The following is a 21,835-nucleotide window of genomic DNA, read 5'->3' as shown; positions in this document are numbered from 1 at the left end:
CCGTCGCCTTAAGTATGGCCAGAACCACATTATTCGCGACGGAGGAAGATCACAAAAGTACGGTTAGCCCGCAATATAGTGAGGAATAAAACGAGAAGTATCTTTAGTGATCAAGGTATTATCCTCGCGGATCCCCATACCACAGGCTTCATCATCCACGATCCAACTGCCGATCAGCGTGTAGCTGTCGCCAAAGCGCGGTAACGGCTGAAATGCCTGATAGATCATCGGTTCTTCGGCGTAGTCACCCTCAGCATGCTCCACAATCTGCTGCTGACCATCAAAAATGGTGACGTTTCCCCCCTCGCGGGAAAATATCGGTTTGCGTACATAGCTTTCCCCAGCCGCAACTTGTGGCGTTTCACCGTCAAACCAGGCGGGCAGCAGATTGGGATGGTTAGGAAAAAATCGCCACAGTAAAGGCATCAACCCTTTATTGCTGAGTACGCTCTTCCACAACGGCTCAACCCACTGTTCGCGGCGATGGCGCAGCAAGGGGCCATTCTCATCTCGCATCATCCACTCCAGGGGATAGAGCTTAAAGGCGCGACGAATGACGTTATCGTCAATGTCAGTGAGAACGCCGCCAATGCCAAGCCCCAGATCCTCCACGTAAATAAACCGTGATTCTTGCCCGGCCTGCTGCGCACAGTCCTGCAAATACAACACCGTGGTACGATCTTCATCGGTATCTTCGCAGCAGCAGAAATAGAAGGGATCCGGACTATAAAGCTCAGCAAAACGGGAGATCAGCCGCTCCTGAATGGCGTTGTACTGGTCGGCGTCGCGTGGTATCACCCCACTGCGACGCGCATCTTCCAGCCATAACCACTGGAAATAGGCTGACTCATAGAGCGACGTTGGCGTATCCGCGTTGTACTCCAGCAGCTTGACCGGGGCGTTATTTCCGCACCAGACAAAATCCATGCGGCCGTACAGGGAGGGATCGCGATGGCGCCAGCTTTCGGCAATAACATCCCAGTACAGCGGTGGGATCGCCAGTTGCTGCATAATCAGTTCGTCGTTAACTGCCCGTTCGACGACATCCAGACACATCTGGTGCAGTTCCGCAGTAGGTTTTTCGATCTGCTCTTCCACTTGCCGGAGCGTGAAGCGGTATGCCCGACTCTCATCCCAGTAAATTTCGTTATCGATAATATGAAAATCGAAGCCGTGATCGTAGGCGATCCTGTCCAGATCGGGGCGAACAGGGACATCATGTCGCAGCATCGTTAACCTCCCCAGTGCCCACGCGCGCTGGACGAACGTCCGTAGCCGCCGCGTGAAACCGTCGAGACTTTCTTCGTCGTATAGCTATGGCTGGTTGCGGTATCATTTTTTCCACTACCGGAACGCCAGCTGTAATCCCCGGAAGTCGTACGCCAGACCGGGCGCGAAACATAGGAAGAACCACCGCTGCTGTAAACATACTGTTCGTCGCGATCTTTACGAATGACGCGGCTGAGTAAAAAACCGGTGAATACCGGCACCCAGCTTTGATCGGTGCTATCGAGATAGCAGTCGCCAAACTGCGTCTGACAGCTCTGCTTGTTCATTTGCTTTGGCAGGCTGGAGTAGAACTCTGTTTTCGCATTGTTCCAGCCATCGGCACAAACGGTGGCGCTATTGCCATCGTCAATGCATTCACTCACCGCCGAGTAAAAAGTACCGTCACCATCGTTATCGGTATTGCCGTCATCAGCACATCCTTTGAGGACAAAAAATGCCGCTCCGCCCATAATGGCCAGCGTCAGGTATTTTCCGCTGTATCGGCTGCGTTTTTTTGCAAAGGGGTTCGCCGGGCGTCCAATTCGCGTGATGGCAGAATGCCCTGGCACCCTGTTTTTGTTTCCAGATTTACGTTTTCTTGCCATGATCGTCCATTACCATGTCATACAGGCGGCGTTAAAAATGCCCCCCGCCAGGGCAGCAGTCCCCATAAATAATCCCGCTGCAGTATTATGATTAATAATTTTTTCACTCAGTGCCGGCATGTATAAACGCACACCGCCGTAAATGACGAGTTGTATCACCAGCGCGATGCCGCCCCAGGCGAAATAATCCGGGATGCTGACGGCGTTAATTGCCGCGCTGGATAATGGAATAACGTAGCCCAGCAACGTGCCGCTAAAGGCCAGTGACGCTGCCGTATTATTATTTTTAATCAGTTGCCATTCGTTGTGCGGGGTGATTTTTGAGTAGATAAACAGAAAAACGATCACCATGGCCGCGCCAATAAAAAAATAGGCGCAAAAAGCCAGTAATGAATCCAGTATGTGCATTGTGTAACCTTCCCTGAAATTAACCAATTACATTAAGTGATGTTAATGGAATATCTACACCCAGCGCCCGTGAGAATACCCACTCTGGCTCTCCCTGCTCATTAAACGACTCTTCGCCGTTCAACAGCAGGTATTCCCATGTATCCTCTGTAACCTGTCGCTGAAAGCCCATGGTAAAATTATGTACATCCCATGTGGCATGCTGATGATTTTCTACTTTTTCCAGCATATAAACCGGCTCAATGTTCCCGGGTTCTTCCTCGTTAAAAAAGCGCTGCCAACGCTCTTCCTGCCAGCTCAGCGCCGGGGTCCCTATTGCAGAAGGGCTAATGGCAGACTGCCAGTGTTTTTTCTGCGAAATCCCGTAACTTTCCGCATAAACAAAGAATTTGATATCATCGATATCATCAATGTCTGAGCCGCCCGTGGTATTGATTTGCAGAAACTCTTCTCCGGACGTGTAGTAGCGAAAAATCTGGCTTCCGCCGCCTAAATCAATGTGGCTGGCGGCTGCAACGGTGTACTCCTCACCGGGTAATTCGATTAATAGAGACTCTTCAAGCAGAAGAAATGCCAGCGTGTTAAGCGTAAATCCGGCATTCAGATGTAACCCCAACGGCCCGCGAGCCGGCGCAACAGCAGCGGCTTTACCAAATAAACGCTGGAAAAAACTCATCATCATTTTCCCTTTATGACCAGCCAACCTTCTTTCGAGGCTGACGCATTTCGCCGACGTTTACTCGCCTTGTTGACGCTGCAGTCGTGCCAGAACATCCTGAGCCGAACTTTTATTGCTCGCCCCAATGCCGGCTTCAGCCAGCTTCTCATCCAGGTCACGCCCATCCGCAACCTTTTCCAGCTGTGCAGCGGCATCCAGACGGGCCTGACGCTCTGCCTGTCGCGTTTGCAAACGCTTGAGCGACTCTGCGGCTGTAGACACGCTGGAAGACGCGCCGACGGTCGAGGTGGTCACTGCCTGCTGGGCGCGCTGCATCGCTTCCGTCGCCTTTACCACCTCAAGCTGCTGTTCAAACTGTGCAATCCGTTGTGCGGTTGCACTCACCGCTTTTTCAACGCCATCCCGCGACACTTCAAGGTTAGCGAGTACTTGCTCTTCTGCAGCAATGACATTCTCCAGGCGGGCAATTTCCTCTGCAACTTCGTTGATCAGTGACGGGTTAGCGTTTTTACTCAGCGCTTCCAGCACTCGTGTTTCCAGACTGGATTTACGCTCGCGCAGATCGCTCAACTTGTCATGGCTCAGCTTCACGCGCGCCAGCAGGTCTACTCGTGATTTTCCAGCTTTATCCAGCTCACCTTTCGCATCACGGATATGCTGTTCCAGCATGCGGACCCCCTGCGCTTCTTCAATTGACTCTTCCGCCTGAGAAAGTACGGACTTGCCGAGGGTAAACAGGCTTTTTAAAATTCCCATAAATAGCGTTCCTTGTTATTCGTGAGTGTATTCTTCTGTGATTTCAGCCAGATCCAACGCGTTATCCGCAAGCGTCGTCATCTCGAGCAGCACATCATTCAACGATGAATTAAGCGAAAGAGCCCCAAATGCGACGTAATATTCATCCTGCTGAACGCGGGAAATCCCTACGGAAGAGAGTGGAAGGAGTTTCTGATTACGTAATAAGAAAATATTAAATTCATCCTGCTGATGAATACTACTAACAGGACAAATAACTGTTTCAATAATAATCTGGCGAGAAGTAAACACAATATTGAGCGGTAAATCGCCATAATCATTCATTTTAACGATTAATGATTGCTCATCATATTCAATATCTATATTTAATTCAGGGCGAGTTTGTAGTGCTTCAGCAAGTAACTGCGGTGTCCATGCCATATATTATCCATATATAATTTAATTAGTAATAAATAAAATGAATATCATTTTCTAGCCTTTATCATACTCGTTTAAAATAAAAAAAAGCCACCCGAATCCGAGTGGCTTTGTCTGAAAAGTAAGTTTAGCCGCGCTGGCGGACTGCTTCAAACAGGCAGATGCCCGTTGCAACCGAAACGTTCAGCGACGAAACGCTACCTGCCATCGGGATGCTGATCAGTTCGTCACAGTGTTCACGGGTCAGACGGCGCATACCTTCACCCTCCGCGCCCATCACCAGCGCCAGACGCCCGGTCATTTTGCTCTGGTAGAGAGTATGGTCGGCTTCACCTGCGGTTCCGACGATCCAAATATTCTCTTCCTGCAGCATACGCATAGTGCGCGCCAGGTTGGTCACACGGATCAGCGGTACGCTTTCTGCCGCGCCGCAGGCCACTTTTTTCGCCGTCGCATTCAACTGTGCAGAACGATCCTTCGGTACGATAACAGCATGTACGCCGGCAGCATCTGCGCTACGCAGGCACGCCCCCAGGTTATGTGGATCGGTGACGCCATCAAGGATCAAAAAGAAGGGTTGATCGAGCGTAGCAATCAGATCCGGCAGATCGTTTTCCTGATACTGACGACCCGGCTTCACGCGAGCAATAATTCCCTGATGTACCGCACCCTCGCTTTTCTCATCCAGGAACTGGCGATTAGCCAACTGAATGACAACACCCTGTGCTTCCAGTGCGTGGATCAGCGGCAGCAGGCGTTTATCTTCACGACCTTTGAGAATAAAGACGTCCTGGAAGCGCTCAGGCGCACGTTCCAGCAGAGCCTGCACCGCATGGATGCCGTAAATCATTTCACTCATGAATGTACTCGTTAATAGTTTATGCGTAACGCGGGCAACGCGAAGTTGCCCGGCTTACTGTTTATGGCTGTTACTGTGCGATTTTCTTTTTCGCCGCACGTTTAGCTTTGGTGGCGGCAGCGATTTTAAGCGTTTTAGCCGATGGCTTTTTCGCTTTTTTGTCGCCTTTCTTCTCAGTCGCATTCTTCTCCGGCTGAGGTTTGGCTCTGCCTTTCTTCTCGCCGCGGAAAGCGCTGTCCGGCTCGAAATTCACCTTTTTGCCCATCTGACGACGTTTACCGGTATTTTTACCTGCATCGCCTTTTTTCGCTTTTTCACGCGCGGTTTTACCTTCATTGCGCGGCGCACGTTCGCTGGAGATCAAACTGAAGTCGATTTTACGCTCGTCCATGTTAACCGCTTCCACGCGAACTTCCACGCGATCGCCCAGGCGATACATTTGACCGCTGGATTCCCCCGTCAGTCGCTGCCCAACCTGGTCAAAACGATAGTAGTCGTTATCCAGCGAGGAGACATGCACCAGACCGTCGATAAACAGCTCATCAAGACGGACAAAGAAGCCAAACCCGGTCACGCTGGCGATCACGCCTTTGAAGACATTCCCTACCTGATCCAGCATGAAGTCGCACTTCAGCCAATCAGAAACGTCGCGCGTCGCTTCGTCCGCACGGCGCTCGGCCATCGAACAGTGCTGACCCAGTTGCAGCATCTCTTCCATCGAATAATGGTAGCCACCGGTTTCCGTGGTGTTACCTTTATGGCCCTGCTCCTGCGCCAGCAGATACTTAATCGCCCGGTGCAAGGAGAGGTCCGGATAACGACGGATTGGTGAGGTAAAGTGCGCATAAGATTGCAGCGCCAGACCAAAGTGCCCGCGGTTTTCCGGATCGTAAATAGCCTGCTTCATCGAACGCAGCAGCATAGTCTGCAGCATTTCAGCGTCAGGGCGGTCAGCAATCGACTCAAGCAGTTCAGCATAATCACGCGGTTCAGGTTTATTGCCGCCAGGCAGCTCCAGTCCCAGTTCCGCCAGCACCGAACGGAACGAGTTAATCGCTTCGGTCGTCGGCTTATCATGAATACGGAACAGCGCCGGCTCCTTGGCTTTCTCAACGAATCGCGCCGCGGAGATGTTCGCCATGATCATGCACTCTTCAATCAGCTTGTGCGCGTCGTTACGCTGCGTCTGCTCGATACGCTCAATACGGCGTTCAGCATTGAAGATAAACTTCGCTTCCTCACTCTCAAACGAGATACCGCCGCGCTCTTCACGGGCTTTATCCAGTACTTTGTAGAGGTTATGCAGCTCTTCAATGTGTTTAACCAACGGCGCGTACTGTTCACGCAGCTCCTGATCGCCTTGCAGCATATGCCAGACTTTGGTGTAAGTCAGACGCGCATGGGAGCTCATTACCGCTTCGTAGAATTTAAAGCCGGTTAAGCGGCCTTTCGACGAAATGGTCATTTCACAGACCATACACAACCTGTCCACCTGCGGGTTGAGCGAACACAATCCGTTAGACAGCACTTCCGGCAGCATTGGAACAACCTGCGACGGGAAATAAACAGATGTGCCACGGCTACGCGCTTCCTGATCCAGCGGAGTCGGCGGACGAACGTAATAGCTTACGTCAGCAATCGCTACCCATAAACGCCAGCCGCCGCCGCGTTTCTTCTCGCAGTAGACCGCATCGTCAAAGTCACGCGCATCTTCGCCATCGATAGTAACCAGCGGCAGGGAGCGCAGATCGACACGCCCGACTTTCGCCTCTTCCGGCACTTCTTCTTTCAGCCCGGCGACCTGCTTTTCAACCGCCTGAGGCCAGATATACGGGATTTCATGGGTACGCAGTGCCATATCCACGGCCATGCTGGTTCCCATGTTGTCGCCCAGCACTTCAACAATTTTACCCACCGCTTTGGTGCGACGAGTCGGACGCTGGGTCAGCTCAACCACGACCACAAAGCCCATGCGAGCGCCCATCACTTCTTCAGGTGGGATCAGGATATCGAAACTCAGGCGGCTGTCGTCAGGAACGACAAACCCGACGCCAGCGTCGGTGAAGTAGCGACCCACAATCTGGCTGGTTTTCGGCACCAGTACGCGCACAATACGCGCTTCGCGACGACCTTTACGGTCCGCGCCCAACGGCTGCACCAGCACCTGATCGCCATGTATGCAGGTTTTCATCTGCTCACTGGACAGGTACAGGTCATCTTTGCGCCCTTCAACGCGCAGAAAGCCGTAGCCATCACGGTGGCCAATAACGGTACCTTTCAGCAGGTCGAGACGTTCCGGCAGCGCGTAGCACTGACGACGGGTGAAGACCAGTTGTCCGTCACGCTCCATCGCGCGCAGGCGACGACGCAGCGCTTCTTGCTGTTCTTCACCTTCAATGTTGAGTTCAGCGGCCAGCTCATCGCGGTTGGCCGGTTTTTCACGTTTAGTTAAATGTTCGAGGATAAATTCCCGGCTCGGGATAGGATTCGCGTATTTTTCAGCTTCGCGTTCCTGGAAAGGATCTTGTGACATCGAGGTTCCTCCATTGTCAGCTCTGGTGGAATTCCTTCGCCTTTCACGTCGCCTCTTTGTTGGCTGCCTTTGCTCCCCTCAGTCACTTACTTTTGTAAGCTCCTGGGGAGTCGCTCAGTTGCCGCCGCGATGCGACGCGAAATACGTTGGAATTCATTATTCCACCAGCAATAATTTATAAAGCGGTTGATTTTCTTCAACCAAATCAGCAAGTGTGTAGTTGTCCAGTTCCGTGAGAAAACTTTGCACTGCTTTAGAAAGCGCCTGTTTGAGTCGACAGGCCGGGGTAATGTGGCAAAACTCGCTGCTACAGTTGACCAACGATAAGGGTTCCAGCTCGCGAACCACATCACCAATACCAATATCCTTAGCGGGTTTACCCAGGCGGATACCGCCATTTTTTCCTCGAATAGCAGTAACAAAGCCCGCCCGGCTAAGTTGATTGATTATTTTGACCATATGATTACGGGACACGCCGTAGACTTCTGTCACCTCAGAAATACTGGTCATACGTCCTTCGGGAAGTGACGCCATGTAGATTAGCGCACGTAATCCGTAATCGGTGAAACTTGTTAACTGCACATCAACCTCAGGAAAAGGGATAAAACGGATAAACCTGGTGGTATTAATTACATTGATGATAAACCAGCCACCAGCCAGGTCGCTAATTTATTTCAGTTCGGGAAGGAAAAAAGCGAGGAACTTACGTGATTTTAAGCCGGATCCTGATGCAAAACGCCTCATCCGGCCTAAATTAGTGCAAGCGCAGCGCCGTTTGACGCTACGCTATAACCAGAATTATGCGTCGAACGGGTCGCGCAGGATCATGGTTTCAGTACGGTCTGGGCCAGTTGAGATAATATCAATCGGCACACCGGTCAGTTCTTCAATACGCTTGATGTAGTTCAGTGCTGCCTGCGGCAGACCGCTACGCTCCTTCACGCCGAAGGTAGATTCAGACCAGCCCGGCATGGTTTCGTAAATCGGCTCGATACCTTTCCAGTCGTCAGCTGCCAGCGGAGTAGTCGTTACTTCACGGCCATCCGGCATACGGTAAGCGACACAGATTTTCACCTCTTTCAAACCGTCCAGTACGTCCAGTTTGGTCAGGCAGAAGCCAGACAGGGAGTTAATCTGTACTGCACGGCGTACGGCCACGGAGTCCAGCCAACCGGTACGACGACGACGACCGGTGGTCGCGCCATACTCGTTACCTTGTTTGCACAGGAACTCGCCAACGTCATCAAACAGCTCAGTCGGGAATGGACCCGCACCGACACGAGTAGAGTAAGCTTTGATGATACCCAGAACGTAGTCCACATAACGCGGGCCCAGGCCGGAGCCGGTCGCCACGCCACCCGCGGTGGTGTTGGAAGACGTTACGTACGGATAGGTACCATGGTCGATATCCAGCAGGGTACCCTGCGCGCCTTCGAACATGACGAAATCGCCACGCTTACGCGCCTGGTCCAGCAGATCGGAAACATCAACAACCATAGCGGTCAGGATGTCGGCAATCGCCATTACATCATCCAGCACTTTCTGGTAGTCAACTGCTTCAACTTTATAGAAATTCACCAGCTGGAAGTTGTGATATTCCATCACTTCTTTCAGTTTTTCAGCGAAGGTTGCTTTATCAAACAGATCGCCAACGCGCAGACCGCGACGAGCTACTTTGTCTTCATAAGCCGGACCGATACCACGACCGGTAGTACCGATCGCTTTCTCGCCACGCGCTTTCTCACGAGCGTTATCCAACGCAACGTGATAATCAAGGATCAGCGGACAAGCTTCAGACAACAGCAGGCGCTCGCGAACCGGGATACCACGATCTTCCAGTCCTTTCATTTCTTTCATCAGCGCGGACGGAGACAGTACAACACCGTTACCGATGATGCTGATGACATTCTCGCGAAGAATACCTGATGGAATAAGATGGAGGACGGTTTTTTCACCGTTGATTACGAGAGTATGGCCTGCGTTGTGTCCACCCTGGTAGCGCACAACATATTTAGCCCGTTCAGTCAGAAGATCAACAATCTTCCCTTTACCTTCGTCACCCCATTGGGTGCCCAGTACGACGACGTTGTTACCCATTTTTCAAAATCACCGTTTGCTTAAAAATGGATTCTACCACCGCTTTTTCAGATATACAGCACTTTTTGCATGCGAAAATCCGCAAAATAGGCTACTTATTGATCAGCCAATCGTTTTCCTCAACATGTAGTAGACCACAACGCCCGCAACCACAAGACCTCCACCAAAACGACGCAAAGTATTTTCTGGAAGCTGGGCCATCGCGGAGATCATTTTCTTCCACGCATTGGGATAAAGCATCGGACCCAGGCCTTCAAGGACCAAAACCAGCGCAAGCGCCAGCAAAATTGTTGAATTCATCCATCGCCCTTAAATAAAAAGAAAACCACCGCATCCCTGGAGATGCCGGTGGTTTTGCTGCTTTAAAACCGCTGGACTGCTCTTAGCGTGTTGCGGTATTCGGTGTCTTCATGTAGCGGAAGAAATCGCTGTCCGGGCTCATGACCATCACGTCCTGGTTGCCTTCGAAGCTCTTCTCGTAAGCACGCAGGCTACGGATGAAGGCGTAGAAGTCAGGATCCTGACTGAACGCATCGGCAAACAGTTTAGCCGCTTCCGCATCGCCTTCACCGCGCATGATGCGGCCTTGACGCTCAGATTCTGCCAGCGTTTTAGTCACTTCATAGTCCGCCGTTGCACGCAGTTTTTCCGCTTCTTCCTGACCTTGTGAACGATGGCGACGCGCTACCGCTTCACGCTCAGCGCGCATACGGTTGTAGATAGCCTCAGATACTTCAGCAGGCAGGTTGATTTGCTTAATACGCACGTCAACCACTTCGATGCCCAATGCCGCCATACTGTTCGGGTTGATGACCGGTACTTTACCGTTCGTTTCAGCCTGAACACGCTCAGCCGCTTCGGCAATCGCGCTATCTGCCGCCGGCGTCGCGACTTCATCTTCCGTGCCAGCAGAACCGGAGTTCAGCGCGTCACGCACTTCCAGGGTCAGACGACCGCGGGAGTCGGTAACGATGTCTTTGACGTCCAGACGACCAATTTCAGAACGCAGACGGTCAGAGAACTTACGTTTCAGCAGGACTTCAGCCTGAGAAACATCGCCACCGCCCGTTGCCAGGTAGTAACGGCTAAAGTCACTGATGCGCCACTTAATGTAGGAGTCAACGATCAGATCTTTCTTCTCTTTGGTAACAAAGCGATCGGCCTGGTTGTCCATGGTCTGAATACGCGCATCCAGCATCTTCACAGATTCAATAAACGGAATCTTGAAGTGCAGGCCTGGTGCAACGACCAGCGGCTTGTTTTCATCGTCACGCAGAACTTTACCAAAGCGCAGAGTAATCCCACGCTCGCCTTCTTTGACCACAAAGACGGACATGAACAGAACTACCAGAACGATGATGATAATCGCAATAACTGACTTACGCATCGTTATTCCCCCTGACGCTGGTAGTCGTTACGCTGCGCGTTCGCGCGGCGTTGGTCCATAATATCGCCCTGACTGGTGGACGAAGTGTTGCTTGCTCCAGAGCCGGAAGTCGTTGCTGGCGGCAGACGCAGCAGGTTTGAACTGCTGTCGCTCTTGGCTGCTGGCGCACTACCGCCTTTCAGCATTTGATCCAGCGGCAGAACCATCAGATTGCTACCCTTATCGTTAACCAGGACTTTGCGGGTATTGCTCAGCACTTTTTCCATGGTTTCGATATACAGACGCTCGCGAGTAATTTGCGGTGCGGCTTTATATTCCGGCAGAATTTTTGCGAAGCGAGCCACTTCACCCTGAGCTTCCAGGATGGTTTGCGTTTTGTAAGCGCGCGCTTCTTCCAGAATACGCTGCGCCTGACCGTTAGCACGCGGCTGAACTTCGTTGGTGTATGCTTCTGCTTCACGGATGTACTGCTGCTCGTTTTCACGTGCGGCAATGGCATCGTCAAACGCGGCTTTTACTTCTTCCGGCGGACGTGCTGCCTGGAAGTTGACGTCCAGCAGAGTGATACCCATGTTGTACGGGCGGATCGTTTCTTCCAGTTCACGCTGGGTATCGCTACGAATAACGGTACGCCCTTCGGTCAGGATACGGTCCATGGTGTATTTACCGATAACCCCGCGCAGGGCGCTGTCGGTAGCCTGACGCAGACTGTCATCCGCGCTGGTTACGCTAAACAGGTAACGCTGCGGATCGGTCACGCGGTACTGCACGTTCATTTCAACGCGCACGACGTTTTCGTCAGAGGTCAGCATGACGCCGGATGCGGCAAGTTCACGCACGGCTTCCACGTTGACCGGAGTCACTTCGTCGATAAAGGTCGGTTTCCAGTTCAGACCCGGTTCAACCAAATGGCTGAATTTACCGAAGCGTGTCACCACGCCGCGTTCCGCTTCTTTAATGGTGTAGAAACCGCTGGCCGCCCAGATAATGACAATAGCTGCCGCTGCGATAGTAAAGACTCGACCACCCAGTTGCGGACGCGGACCTTGCGATGAACTACCGCCGCCGGAACCCGTACCTTTACCGCCACCCAGACCACCGAGTTTTTTACTCAGTTTACGGAAAATATCATCCAGATCGGGAGGTCCCTGATCGCGACCGCCTTTGTTTCCATTTCCCTCAGGGTTGCCGCCAGGTTTGCTGCTTCCCCACGGGTCGCGGTCTTGTCCGTTATTACCGGGCTGATTCCACGCCATGTTTGTGCTCCATATTTGTTATGCGATGCTATACCTGCGTCTTTTGCGCTGCAGATGCGTTGGCTACGTTCCTCACTCCCGTCACATAGTTGACTATGCTTCGGGATATTTCAGAACTTGCCGCCTTCCTGCTGCACAAAACCACAAGGAATAGAGGCGAAAAAATCTTCAGGCCATATCCGTCAGGTCAGACAACATAGTCTTCCAGTGCCGGTTCTTGTTTACAGAGGCGACGCCAGTCTACGATCGGCATACGTACTTGCAGACCTACGCTACCGTCTTCCTCCATCCACTCTTTTTCTATTGCCTGAAGTTGGTAAAACCGGCTTCTCAGACGCCCTTCCTGCGGCGGCAAACGCAACGTATGCTGCGCAACCTCACCGGAAAGACGCTCTGTCAAAGCCTGAAAAAGCTGTGGTATGCCAATACCCGTTTGCGCTGAAACCCAAACGCGAATGGGTTTATTCTCTTCATCTCTGTCAATACGCGGTTCAAAATCATCCAGCATATCGATTTTATTCATCACCAGCAGGGTCGGGATCTCGTGTGCATCGATCTCTTCGAGCACCGTGTCGACGGCCTCGATGTTTTCCTGCACACGAAAATCTGCAGCATCAATAACGTGCAGCAGCAATGTCGCCTGACGTGTTTCCTGCAGGGTGGCTTTAAATGCCGCCACCAGGTCGTGCGGCAAATGGCGGATAAACCCTACGGTATCCGCCAGCACGGTTTCACCAACGTCCGCTACGTCTATGCGGCGCAGCGTTGGATCCAGGGTCGCAAACAGCTGGTCCGCTGCGTAAACCCGGGCTTCGGTGATCTGGTTGAACAGGGTGGATTTTCCGGCGTTGGTATATCCCACCAGTGATACGGTTGGGACATCCGCTTTCTTGCGCGACTGCCGCCCCTGCTCACGTTGCTTTTCAACTTTTTCCAGGCGCGACTGTATTTGCAAAATGCGATTACGCAGCAAACGACGGTCGGTTTCGAGCTGGGTTTCACCCGGACCGCGCAAACCAATCCCGCCCTTTTGCCTTTCAAGGTGGGTCCAGCCACGGACCAGACGCGTAGCCATATGGCGCAACTGCGCCAGCTCAACCTGCAATTTACCCTCATGGGTGCGCGCACGCTGGGCAAAAATATCTAAAATAAGACCGGTCCTGTCGATAACAAGACACTGGCATAATTGTTCCAGGTTACGTTCCTGGGCGGGGCTTAGAGCATGATCAAAAATCACCACCGCAGCGCCAGTCGCTTTTACGGCTTCGGCAATTTCGATTGCCTTACCTTCACCAACAAAATACTTCGGGTGCGGTGCTTTACGGCTCCCGGTAATCACCTGCATTGCTTCGACACCGGCGGAAGAAACCAGAGATTCAAACTCCTGGAGGTCTTCCATATCTTTGTCTTGCGAAAAATAGATGTGTACCAGTACCGCCTGCTCACCGGCATCATAACGGTCAAACAAGCGTCAACCCCTTAATATATATCAACGGGGAACGCAGGATCGCTGGCTCCCCGTGGGTAAAACAGCTAACAACCTTATTCGGTTTCTTCGCTGTCCTGTTGCGCAGATGAACCTTGCGCGTTGCTACCGTGATGGTAGTTGCTGCCAGTGCCGCCGGTGGCATTATTGCTGTGATGAGAAACCGGGCGAGACGGGACAACAGTAGAAATCGCGTGCTTATAAACCATCTGGCTGACCGTGTTTTTCAACAGGATCACGAACTGATCAAAAGACTCGATTTGACCTTGCAGCTTAATACCATTCACCAAATAAATAGAAACTGGAACACGTTCCCGACGCAGTGCGTTCAGGAACGGATCTTGTAAAGATTGCCCCTTAGCCATTCTCTCTTTTCCTTATATGCTTATTTGTACTTTGAACCTTTCGATTCTGAAAAATTGCGCACGATACGTTTCAATTGTACACATTCAGTTCGCGATAGCACCAACAACCTGTAATACTTCTTTTCGCGCCTGGTCAGGCTTTTCACTGTCAAGCCAGTGCACCCCTTCCCAACCACGCAACCAGGTTACCTGTCGCTTCGCCAACTGCCTCGTGGCGCAAACACCTCTATAAACCATTTCATCGTATGAAATTTCGCCTTCAATGTATGACCACATCTGGCGATACCCTACACAACGAATGGAAGGCAAATCCGTATGCAAATCTCCACGGGCAAAAAGCGCCCGGACTTCTGCTTCAAAACCTGAAGCCAACATCTGATGAAAACGCTGCTCAATTCGCTGATGGAGCAGTTCACGGCTCGCCGGGGCGATTGCAAACTGATGCACCTGATACGGCAAAGCATCTCCTGACGTTTGCGTCAGCTCCGTTAAAGTTTTACCCGAAATGAAAAAAACTTCCAGTGCCCGGGAAAGTCTTTGCGGATCATTTGGATGAATACGCGCCGCAGCCACCGGATCGATTTCCTGAAGCTGTCGGTGTAACGCGTCCCACCCGAGCTCTGCCGCCTGCTGCTCAATTCTGGCCCTGACTTGCGGGTCCGCCGACGGTAACGGCGACAGCCCTTCAAGCAAGGCTTTGAAATATAACATTGTGCCGCCCACCAGCAGCGGGATACGTCCCGCAGCGGTGATATCGGCCATCTCGGCTAACGCATCGCGGCGAAAATCAGCGGCGGAGTACGCTTGCGACGGATCGCGGATATCCAGCAATCGGTGCGGCGCGGCCTGTAATTCATCTGCATCAGGCTTGGCAGTACCGATATCCATCCCCTTGTAAATAAGGGCGGAATCAACGCTTATCAACTCTATGGGCAAAACTTTACGCAATTCAATTGCGAGAGCCGTTTTACCGGAGGCCGTTGGCCCCATCAAAAAAATCGCCTTTGGCAGGCTCGCCTTACGGGTATCACTCATGTTTCAGGGCATTCATTACCGAATGTAAATCAACAGATTGTAACAGACCACCCGGCGGTGCCTTCACGAGTTGTGGGCAGAGCCGCTCAACATCCGCTAGCAGCGTAATCGCCTGAGCCATGCTCCACTGCGGATGCTCGCTAATCAGGTTACGTGCAATCCACTGTGCAATATTGCCCGGTTCGAATACGGACTGCTGCGCCAGGTAGCCTATCAGTTCAGGAATCAAGATTTGTAAATTTTGTTGGCGTAAGGGTAAAGGCACCGCCCGGATGGTCACATGCTGCGCATCCAGTTGAAATTCAATGCCCAATTCAGCCAGTTGGCTCTGCCCTTTTTGCAGGGCCGCTTTTTCATCAGCGGTCACTTTTAGACGTAAAGGAATCAGCAACGGCTGAGCGCAAACGCCTCCCTCGCCCGGCGTTAACTGCGCCTGACGCAGCCAACGTTCCGCCACTGGTAATGCCAGCAAGCGAATCTGGCCATCGCACTCGAGTAACGCGCAGTCCGTACCGACAATCGTTAGCACCCGCCCAAAGCCCTGGCCGTTGCCACTCAGAGGTGCCGATGGCGTTTCAGTGGCCGGCGTTTTACGCGGCGGAATCGGCGTCTGCAGCAGTTGCTGATAAATCTCACCCTGCTGCTTTTGATATCCCGATTGGGCATGAGGCCAACCAACCCCCGCCTGACGACCACCACTGCTGCCGCTTCCAGCGCCAGCGGATGCTGAGTACCGCGGCGTCGCAGGTTCACGCGCGGGAGCCGGATCGGCAAAATGGTTACGTCCGGCAGCAACGCGGTTTTCCGGGATGTGCCTTGGGGCGGGCTCGTCGTCGTCAGCCAACGACAGCGGCGTTTCAAGCTGCTGCTGCAGGACGCTCAACACGCCCTGGTAAATAAAATCGTGCACCAGGCGAGATTGATGAAAACGGACCTCATGTTTGGCAGGATGTACGTTAACATCCACCTGATGTGGGTCGATTTCCAGATACAGCACAAAAGCGGGCTGCTGATCGGCCCCCAGCTTATCTTCACAGGCCTGACGGATAGCATGGTTGATCAGGCGGTCGCGCATCATTCGACCATTCACATAGCAATACTGGATTTCCGCCAGCGCCGCCGTCGTATGATTAGGATCGGCCACCCAGCCGCGCAGTGTTAAATCGCCATGCTGCCATTCAATCGCCAGCGCATGTTCCAGAAACGGCGTACCGCAAATCGCGCCCAGTCGGCGCTCTTTCTGCCCATCCGCAGCCACTGCGCGATACTGGCGCACCGCTTTGCCGTTGTGGGACAAATTAATCGTCACATCAAAACGCGCCAGCGCGATGCGGCGGATAATCTCATCGATATGATTAAATTCGGTTTTCTCGGTGCGCATAAACTTGCGCCGTGCCGGGGTGTTGTAGAACAGATCTAACACCTCCAGCGTGGTTCCCACCGGATGCGCGGCAGGTTTGACCGTCACATCCATGTCGCGCCCTTCGGCATAGGCTTGCCAGGCTTCGGGTTGTTCTTGCGTCCGTGACGTCAGGGTTAAACGAGAAACGGAGCTGATACTGGCCAGCGCTTCGCCGCGAAACCCGAGGCTTACGATAGCCTCAAGATCGTCAAGCGAAGAAATTTTACTGGTGGCATGACGCGCCAGAGCCAGCGCCAGCTCGTCTTTTTTAATCCCGCAACCGTTGTCACGAATACGGATAAGCTTCGCGCCGCCGCGCTCAATATCAATATCAATGCGCGTCGCACCGGCATCGATACTGTTTTCCACCAGCTCTTTCACCACTGACGCAGGCCGTTCTACCACCTCGCCTGCGGCAATCTGGTTCGCCAACTGTGGCGGTAGAACCTGAATCGGCATGGCTAATCCTTAATTTGTTAACGTGTTACCAGGTGATACCGCACTGGCGGTTTGCGCCGGTGCGCCCTGCGGCCCGCTTTGCATCGGGTGCGCCTGGAAATAGTTACGCAATCCTTTGTAAATTGCCTCGGCCAGTTGCTGCTGGTAGTCATCACTCGCCAACAGACGCTCTTCGCTGTTGTTACTGATAAAACCGGTTTCGACCAGTACTGACGGGATATCAGGCGAACGTAATACCCCAAGGCTGGCGTGTTCCGGGCGACGCTTATGCATCGAGCCAATACGTTCTAACTGGCCGATCATGCTGGTCGCCACATCATACCCGACGCGTTGCGAATGACCGAACTGCAGATCCAGCACGGCCTGGCTGAGATAAGGATCGGACTGGCTGTTTGCCAGCACATCGCCCGCCCCGCCCAACAGCTCCGATTGCTTCTCGTGCTGTTCCAGCCAGCCGGCCATCTCACTGTTTGCCCGACGGTTTGACAATACCCAGACGGAAGCGCCTGTGGCATCCCGGTTTGGCGCGGCATCCGCATGAATAGAGACCAGGAAATTAGCGTTTTGTTTACGCGCGACGTCTGAACGCCCCATCACCGAGATAAAGTAATCACCATCACGGGTGAGTACGCCTTTAAACATCGGATCATCATTGAGCAAACTGCGCAGTTTGCGCGCCACGGCAATCGTGACGTTTTTCTCACGCGTGCCGCCAGGACCAATAGCGCCAGGATCCTGTCCACCGTGACCGGCATCAATAGCGATAACCACTTTTTCGCCGCTACCTGTGCTGGCGCGCGCCGCAGGTCGTGTGGAGGTATTACTGTTGGTCACCACGGTAGTGCGATCGTTTTCCGCTTTAAACGGGTTACGCGCAGGCTCGGCAGGACGCGTGGCGATAACCGGCGCCTCAACACGCTTCGCAACCACTGGCGGTGGAGGCGGCGGCGGCGGTGCATCAGCCTTGATGGTAAACACGACGGTATAATTGCCGCCGTTCTGGCGTTTTACGGCATCGGCTTTGCCATTCTCGGTTAAATCCACCACCAGGCGCAGAGACTGCGCATCCTTTGGCGTGCCGGAACGGATAGATTTCACCAGATTATTGCCGCTAAACAGCAGCGGTAATCCCTGAATCACACCGGTTTGTTTAATATCCAGCGCGACGGTTCGTTTCCCGTCCTGCGAAACGGCGTATTCAGGATCGCCAATAAAGCTCAGCGTAATCCGCGCCTGTTGATCGCCATTAGATACCTGAAGATCGGAGAGGCTGGCAGCCCCTGCCTGCGCGCACAGCAGGACCAGGGTTGCCATCAGCCAGTTTCTGATGCGATAAATCATCCCGCCACCCTTAAGGTTAATCGGCTAAACGCGCCAGCAATAAATCACCCGATGAGGAGACTGCGCTTACGCGCGCCTCTCGACCTTGCGCCTGGTATTCAATGTGTATTTCGACGTCCGGGTCTGGCAGTACACCTTTACCTTGTTGCGGCCATTCCACCAGGCAGATGGCATCATTGGCAAAATAATCGCGGATCCCCATAAACTCCAGCTCCTCCGGGTCCGCAAGTCGGTACAGATCGAAGTGATATACCATCAAGTTATCGAGCGAATAGGGTTCAACCAGCGTGTAGGTGGGGCTTTTTACATTACCTTTATGACCTAACGCTTGCAGGAATCCCCGGCTGAAAGTGGTTTTACCCGCCCCCAGGTCGCCGTACAAATAAATTACCGTCGCGCCATCACAGGCTTTGGCTACCCGCAGTCCCAGGTCTAAAGTCGCCTGCTCATCAGGTAGTGGAATTACTCGATTCATCATGATAAACGTCAATCACATCAGGGTTAACAATACGCTGTAGCGTGGTAAAGAGATCTGTCGCCAGCATGCCGCGCGTACCAAAACGCGCCGCCAGTACATCCGCCGCCGCACCGTGCGCAACACATCCCGCACATGCTGCATCATACGGGGTAAGCTTCTGTCCGAGCAATGCGCCAATAATACCGGAAAGCACATCACCCATTCCGCCGCTGGCCATTCCTGCATTGCCGGTATCAATAATACCCAACTCAGCCTGTTCAGCGGCAACAACCGTACCCGCGCCTTTCAGCACCACGACGCCTCCGTACCGTTTTACCAGACGTTGTGCACAAAGTAAGCGATCGTCTTCAATTTCTGCAATGGAACAGCCCAGCAGTCGCGCGGCTTCACCCGGATGCGGCGTGATCACGCGATTGTGACGTTTATCGGGATTGATTGCCAGCAGGTTCAGCGCATCCGCATCCCAGAGCATCGGTTTGCGAAAATTCTCGACCTTTTGCAGCGCTTTTTTACCCCACTCCTGCTGACCAAGCCCAGGCCCTATCACCACAACATCCGCCCATGCCAGGCTCTCTTCCAGCGTCTGCGGCGTCAGCGCATCAACCATCAGTTCCGGCCTGGCAGTCAGAATAGGCGCAATGTTTTCACTGCGGGTCAGCACTTTGACCAGCCCGGCTCCTGCACGCAGCGCCGCTTCACCGGCCATGCGTATTGCGCCTGCCGTACCGTGGTCACCGCCGATAATCACCAGCCGACCGTGGGAGCCTTTGTGCGAGGTGGGTCGACGCGGCGTCAGCCAGTGCGCAAGCTGTTGAGCATCAAAACGCTGCAGCGGCGCGTTCTGCCCCGCCAGCCAGTCATCCAGCCCGAGTGCGTTAACATGCAGGCATCCGGTGACATCGCGCGCTTTACCCGTTAGCAGACCTGGCTTGAGCGCAATAAAGGTGACGGTGTGCGCGGCGTTGATGACCGCTCCCGGCGTCGCCCCTGTTTGCGCCAGCAGACCGGATGGAATGTCTATCGCCACAACAGGAGCAGGATGACTATTGGCACGCTCGATCACTGCCGAAAGGGACTCTCGCGGCGCATGTTTTAAGCCAGTGCCTGACAGCGCATCAATAATGACGTCCACGCTATCTGGCCAGTTGATATCTACAGCATGAATGACGCCACCGGCGTTAAGCCAGGCGTCCTGGGCCTGCTGCGCCTCCCCGGGGAGCGGTTTATCGCTCTCCTGCGCCAGCAACGTAACATCAAGACCCTGCGCTTTGGCAAGCCTTGCCACTACGTATCCATCTCCGCCGTTGTTGCCATGACCACACAACACCAGCCAGTGTCTGGCGTTCGGATATGCCTCGCGGGTGACCTGAAACGCCGCCTCTCCCGCCCGTTGCATCAGTTCGTACAACGTCAGCCCTAAACTGTCTGCCGCCTCTCGCTCCATCCGCCTGATGTCATCGGCGTGCCAGATGGAGTGTGGTATACTTGCGGGGTTTTTCTTCATTGTATGGTCCGTCATGTCAGAGCCCCTCGATCTCAATCAGTTAGCGCAAAATATTAAGCAGTGGGGGCTGGAGCTTGGCTTTCAGCAGGTCGGTATTGCCGATACCGACCTCAGCGAAGCGGAACCCAAACTGCAGGCCTGGCTGGATAAACACTATCACGGCGAGATGGACTGGATGGCCCGTCACGGCATGATGCGCGCCCGACCTCACGAATTATTGCCCGGTACGCTACGAGTCATCAGCGTACGTATGAACTATCTTCCTGCCAAAGCGGCCTTTGCCAGCACATTGAAAAACCCTTCGCTGGGTTACGTCAGCCGTTATGCGCTTGGCCGCGACTATCACAAGCTGCTGCGTAACCGCTTAAAAAAGCTGGGGGAGATGATTCAACAGCACTGCGTTTCGCTGAATTTTAGACCTTTTGTCGATTCTGCGCCCATTCTTGAGCGCCCGTTAGCGGAAAAAGCCGGGCTTGGCTGGACAGGTAAGCACTCACTTATCCTCAATCGTGAAGCCGGATCATTTTTCTTCCTCGGGGAATTACTGATCGATTTACCCTTGCCGGTCGACCAACCAGTAGAAGAAGGATGCGGGAAATGCGTCGCCTGCATGACCATCTGTCCCACCGGGGCCATCGTCGAACCCTACACGGTGGATGCGCGCCGCTGTATCTCTTATCTCACGATCGAACTGGAAGGCGCGATCCCGGAAGAATTTCGTCCCTTGATGGGGAATCGAATTTACGGCTGCGATGATTGCCAGCTTATTTGCCCGTGGAATCGCTATTCGCAGTTGACGGCAGAGGATGACTTCAGCCCGCGCAAGCAGCTTCATGCTCCAGAGTTAATAGAGCTGTTTAGCTGGAGCGAAGCGTGGTTTTTAAAAGTCACAGAGGGGTCTGCCATTCGTCGTATTGGCCACCTGCGTTGGCTGCGAAATATCGCCGTTGCGTTGGGTAATGCCCCCTGGGATGACGCTGTTATTCACGCGCTGGAAAGTCGCAGAGGTGAGTACACACTTCTCGACGAACACATAGACTGGGCGGTTGCTCAGCAAATCGAGAAGCGAAATGCCTGCGTAGTTGAGGTGCAGTTACCGAAGAAACAACGTTTGGTCAGGGTCATTGAAAAGGGTCTACCGCGCGACGCTTAAGTCATCCACAGCTTGTGTATAAAAATAAAAACACATTGATATTCAAGAGGGAAAAAATCGTCAAGTGATCGCATTAACAATTTGAAATGATAATTAAACCAATAATTTCAAGCAGTTAAAATGATACTATTCACCTATCGAAGTTTTTTGCATTCCAGGAATAATACCCTAACCTGTGGATAAGTCTGTTTACAAGAGTATGTCAATGACGAAACAAAACGTCCCCAACGCGATTATTCGTTGTGGATATTTTTTATTGAGGTAAGAATTTGGAGCGGGAAACGAGACTCGAACTCGCGACCCCGACCTTGGCAAGGTCGTGCTCTACCAACTGAGCTATTCCCGC

Annotated in this window: 21 protein-coding genes and 1 tRNA gene; 1 reads left to right on the top strand and 21 read right to left on the bottom strand. The window is 53.0% G+C overall.

From position 1 onward, the window contains the following. Positions 1 to 63 precede the first annotated feature (63 nt). From OGV94_RS18960 to nnr, 20 genes are all read right to left on the bottom strand, one after another. The gene (locus OGV94_RS18960) at positions 64 to 1,230 is read right to left on the bottom strand and encodes a glutathionylspermidine synthase family protein (protein WP_075145317.1); all 1,167 of its coding nucleotides are present in this window, start codon (positions 1,228 to 1,230) and stop codon (positions 64 to 66) included. Between the two features lie 2 nt (positions 1,231 to 1,232). Continuing rightward, on the bottom strand, positions 1,233 to 1,874 hold the full coding sequence (locus OGV94_RS18955; RefSeq protein WP_043018179.1) for a DUF1190 domain-containing protein: 642 nt from the start codon (positions 1,872 to 1,874) through the stop codon (positions 1,233 to 1,235). A gap of 9 nt (positions 1,875 to 1,883) precedes the next feature. Then, positions 1,884 to 2,282 (bottom strand): DUF350 domain-containing protein, encoded by a 399-nt coding sequence (locus OGV94_RS18950; protein WP_003830474.1) that lies wholly within the window; start codon positions 2,280 to 2,282, stop codon positions 1,884 to 1,886. A 19-nt stretch (positions 2,283 to 2,301) separates the two neighbouring features. Continuing rightward, complete coding sequence (locus OGV94_RS18945; protein ID WP_502874143.1) at positions 2,302 to 2,961, bottom strand: DUF2491 family protein; 660 nt, start codon at positions 2,959 to 2,961, stop codon at positions 2,302 to 2,304. 57 nt (positions 2,962 to 3,018) lie between these two features. Next, positions 3,019 to 3,717, bottom strand: coding sequence for a PspA/IM30 family protein (locus OGV94_RS18940; RefSeq protein ID WP_043018177.1), 699 nt, complete (start codon positions 3,715 to 3,717; stop codon positions 3,019 to 3,021). 15 nt (positions 3,718 to 3,732) lie between these two features. Continuing rightward, positions 3,733 to 4,137 (bottom strand): YjfI family protein, encoded by a 405-nt coding sequence (locus OGV94_RS18935; RefSeq protein ID WP_043018176.1) that lies wholly within the window; start codon positions 4,135 to 4,137, stop codon positions 3,733 to 3,735. A gap of 124 nt (positions 4,138 to 4,261) precedes the next feature. After that, positions 4,262 to 4,993 (bottom strand): 23S rRNA (guanosine(2251)-2'-O)-methyltransferase RlmB, encoded by a 732-nt coding sequence (gene rlmB, locus OGV94_RS18930; RefSeq protein ID WP_003830482.1) that lies wholly within the window; start codon positions 4,991 to 4,993, stop codon positions 4,262 to 4,264. Positions 4,994 to 5,063: 70 nt separating this feature from the next. Beyond that, positions 5,064 to 7,526: a ribonuclease R gene (gene rnr / locus OGV94_RS18925; RefSeq protein ID WP_286523981.1), complete on the bottom strand. Its 2,463-nt coding sequence runs from the start codon at positions 7,524 to 7,526 to the stop codon at positions 5,064 to 5,066. Between the two features lie 156 nt (positions 7,527 to 7,682). Further along, positions 7,683 to 8,108: a nitric oxide-sensing transcriptional repressor NsrR gene (gene nsrR / locus OGV94_RS18920; RefSeq protein WP_003025609.1), complete on the bottom strand. Its 426-nt coding sequence runs from the start codon at positions 8,106 to 8,108 to the stop codon at positions 7,683 to 7,685. A gap of 216 nt (positions 8,109 to 8,324) precedes the next feature. Then, the gene (gene purA, locus OGV94_RS18915; RefSeq protein ID WP_043018174.1) at positions 8,325 to 9,623 is read right to left on the bottom strand and encodes an adenylosuccinate synthase; all 1,299 of its coding nucleotides are present in this window, start codon (positions 9,621 to 9,623) and stop codon (positions 8,325 to 8,327) included. Positions 9,624 to 9,725: 102 nt separating this feature from the next. Beyond that, positions 9,726 to 9,923 (bottom strand): DUF2065 domain-containing protein, encoded by a 198-nt coding sequence (locus OGV94_RS18910; RefSeq protein ID WP_043018173.1) that lies wholly within the window; start codon positions 9,921 to 9,923, stop codon positions 9,726 to 9,728. Between the two features lie 82 nt (positions 9,924 to 10,005). Further along, positions 10,006 to 11,010: a protease modulator HflC gene (gene hflC, locus OGV94_RS18905; RefSeq protein WP_003830491.1), complete on the bottom strand. Its 1,005-nt coding sequence runs from the start codon at positions 11,008 to 11,010 to the stop codon at positions 10,006 to 10,008. Between the two features lie 2 nt (positions 11,011 to 11,012). Next, positions 11,013 to 12,266, bottom strand: a complete 1,254-nt coding sequence (gene hflK, locus OGV94_RS18900; protein ID WP_043018172.1) for an FtsH protease activity modulator HflK — start codon at positions 12,264 to 12,266, stop codon at positions 11,013 to 11,015. Positions 12,267 to 12,453: 187 nt separating this feature from the next. Next, on the bottom strand, positions 12,454 to 13,734 hold the full coding sequence (hflX, locus tag OGV94_RS18895) for a ribosome rescue GTPase HflX (protein ID WP_003025589.1): 1,281 nt from the start codon (positions 13,732 to 13,734) through the stop codon (positions 12,454 to 12,456). Between the two features lie 74 nt (positions 13,735 to 13,808). Continuing rightward, positions 13,809 to 14,117, bottom strand: a complete 309-nt coding sequence (gene hfq / locus OGV94_RS18890; RefSeq protein WP_003025584.1) for an RNA chaperone Hfq — start codon at positions 14,115 to 14,117, stop codon at positions 13,809 to 13,811. Positions 14,118 to 14,201: 84 nt separating this feature from the next. After that, the gene (gene miaA, locus OGV94_RS18885) at positions 14,202 to 15,152 is read right to left on the bottom strand and encodes a tRNA (adenosine(37)-N6)-dimethylallyltransferase MiaA (protein WP_286523979.1); all 951 of its coding nucleotides are present in this window, start codon (positions 15,150 to 15,152) and stop codon (positions 14,202 to 14,204) included. Beyond that, positions 15,145 to 17,013 (bottom strand): DNA mismatch repair endonuclease MutL, encoded by a 1,869-nt coding sequence (gene mutL, locus OGV94_RS18880; protein WP_286523960.1) that lies wholly within the window; start codon positions 17,011 to 17,013, stop codon positions 15,145 to 15,147. The genes miaA and mutL overlap by 8 nt, the downstream gene beginning before the upstream one ends. Positions 17,014 to 17,022: 9 nt before the next feature. Beyond that, a complete protein-coding gene (gene amiB, locus OGV94_RS18875; protein ID WP_047406733.1) occupies positions 17,023 to 18,354 on the bottom strand; it encodes an N-acetylmuramoyl-L-alanine amidase AmiB in 1,332 nt (443 codons plus the stop codon). A gap of 16 nt (positions 18,355 to 18,370) precedes the next feature. Next, positions 18,371 to 18,832 carry a tRNA (adenosine(37)-N6)-threonylcarbamoyltransferase complex ATPase subunit type 1 TsaE gene (tsaE, locus tag OGV94_RS18870; protein ID WP_008786002.1) on the bottom strand — a complete coding sequence of 154 codons (462 nt, stop codon included), beginning with the start codon at positions 18,830 to 18,832 and terminating at the stop codon, positions 18,371 to 18,373. Beyond that, the gene (gene nnr, locus OGV94_RS18865; protein ID WP_100193860.1) at positions 18,804 to 20,351 is read right to left on the bottom strand and encodes a bifunctional ADP-dependent NAD(P)H-hydrate dehydratase/NAD(P)H-hydrate epimerase; all 1,548 of its coding nucleotides are present in this window, start codon (positions 20,349 to 20,351) and stop codon (positions 18,804 to 18,806) included. Before nnr ends, tsaE begins: the two co-directional genes overlap by 29 nt. On the opposite strand from nnr, the gene queG reads away from it, so the two are divergent. Further along, a complete protein-coding gene (queG, locus tag OGV94_RS18860) occupies positions 20,350 to 21,489 on the top strand; it encodes a tRNA epoxyqueuosine(34) reductase QueG (protein ID WP_087052279.1) in 1,140 nt (379 codons plus the stop codon). The genes nnr and queG overlap by 2 nt on opposite strands. 270 nt (positions 21,490 to 21,759) lie before the next feature. On the opposite strand, the gene OGV94_RS18855 is transcribed toward queG, so the two are convergent. Continuing rightward, positions 21,760 to 21,835: transfer RNA gene (locus OGV94_RS18855), tRNA-Gly, on the bottom strand.

Origin of the sequence: Citrobacter sp. Ce006, from assembly GCF_030336535.1 — a bacterium.
GTDB lineage: Bacteria > Pseudomonadota > Gammaproteobacteria > Enterobacterales > Enterobacteriaceae > Citrobacter > Citrobacter europaeus.
This window is presented reverse-complemented; position numbering and strand designations above follow the sequence as displayed.

What these genes read in the sequence shown, in the direction of transcription:
- OGV94_RS18960 (WP_075145317.1), bottom strand. Translation starts at nt 1,230, where the DNA reads ATGCTGCGACATGATGTCCCTGTTCGCCCCGATCTGGACAGGATCGCC.
- OGV94_RS18955 (WP_043018179.1), bottom strand. Translation starts at nt 1,874, where the DNA reads ATGGCAAGAAAACGTAAATCTGGAAACAAAAACAGGGTGCCAGGGCAT.
- OGV94_RS18950 (WP_003830474.1), bottom strand. Translation starts at nt 2,282, where the DNA reads ATGCACATACTGGATTCATTACTGGCTTTTTGCGCCTATTTTTTTATT.
- OGV94_RS18945 (WP_502874143.1), bottom strand. Translation starts at nt 2,961, where the DNA reads ATGATGAGTTTTTTCCAGCGTTTATTTGGTAAAGCCGCTGCTGTTGCG.
- OGV94_RS18940 (WP_043018177.1), bottom strand. Translation starts at nt 3,717, where the DNA reads ATGGGAATTTTAAAAAGCCTGTTTACCCTCGGCAAGTCCGTACTTTCT.
- OGV94_RS18935 (WP_043018176.1), bottom strand. Translation starts at nt 4,137, where the DNA reads ATGGCATGGACACCGCAGTTACTTGCTGAAGCACTACAAACTCGCCCT.
- rlmB (WP_003830482.1), bottom strand. Translation starts at nt 4,993, where the DNA reads ATGAGTGAAATGATTTACGGCATCCATGCGGTGCAGGCTCTGCTGGAA.
- rnr (WP_286523981.1), bottom strand. Translation starts at nt 7,526, where the DNA reads ATGTCACAAGATCCTTTCCAGGAACGCGAAGCTGAAAAATACGCGAAT.
- purA (WP_043018174.1), bottom strand. Translation starts at nt 9,623, where the DNA reads ATGGGTAACAACGTCGTCGTACTGGGCACCCAATGGGGTGACGAAGGT.
- OGV94_RS18910 (WP_043018173.1), bottom strand. Translation starts at nt 9,923, where the DNA reads ATGAATTCAACAATTTTGCTGGCGCTTGCGCTGGTTTTGGTCCTTGAA.
- hflC (WP_003830491.1), bottom strand. Translation starts at nt 11,010, where the DNA reads ATGCGTAAGTCAGTTATTGCGATTATCATCATCGTTCTGGTAGTTCTG.
- hflK (WP_043018172.1), bottom strand. Translation starts at nt 12,266, where the DNA reads ATGGCGTGGAATCAGCCCGGTAATAACGGACAAGACCGCGACCCGTGG.
- hfq (WP_003025584.1), bottom strand. Translation starts at nt 14,117, where the DNA reads ATGGCTAAGGGGCAATCTTTACAAGATCCGTTCCTGAACGCACTGCGT.
- miaA (WP_286523979.1), bottom strand. Translation starts at nt 15,152, where the DNA reads ATGAGTGATACCCGTAAGGCGAGCCTGCCAAAGGCGATTTTTTTGATG.
- mutL (WP_286523960.1), bottom strand. Translation starts at nt 17,013, where the DNA reads ATGCCGATTCAGGTTCTACCGCCACAGTTGGCGAACCAGATTGCCGCA.
- amiB (WP_047406733.1), bottom strand. Translation starts at nt 18,354, where the DNA reads ATGATTTATCGCATCAGAAACTGGCTGATGGCAACCCTGGTCCTGCTG.
- tsaE (WP_008786002.1), bottom strand. Translation starts at nt 18,832, where the DNA reads ATGATGAATCGAGTAATTCCACTACCTGATGAGCAGGCGACTTTAGAC.
- queG (WP_087052279.1), top strand. Translation starts at nt 20,350, where the DNA reads ATGTCAGAGCCCCTCGATCTCAATCAGTTAGCGCAAAATATTAAGCAG.
- nnr (WP_100193860.1), bottom strand. Translation starts at nt 20,351, where the DNA reads ATGACGGACCATACAATGAAGAAAAACCCCGCAAGTATACCACACTCC.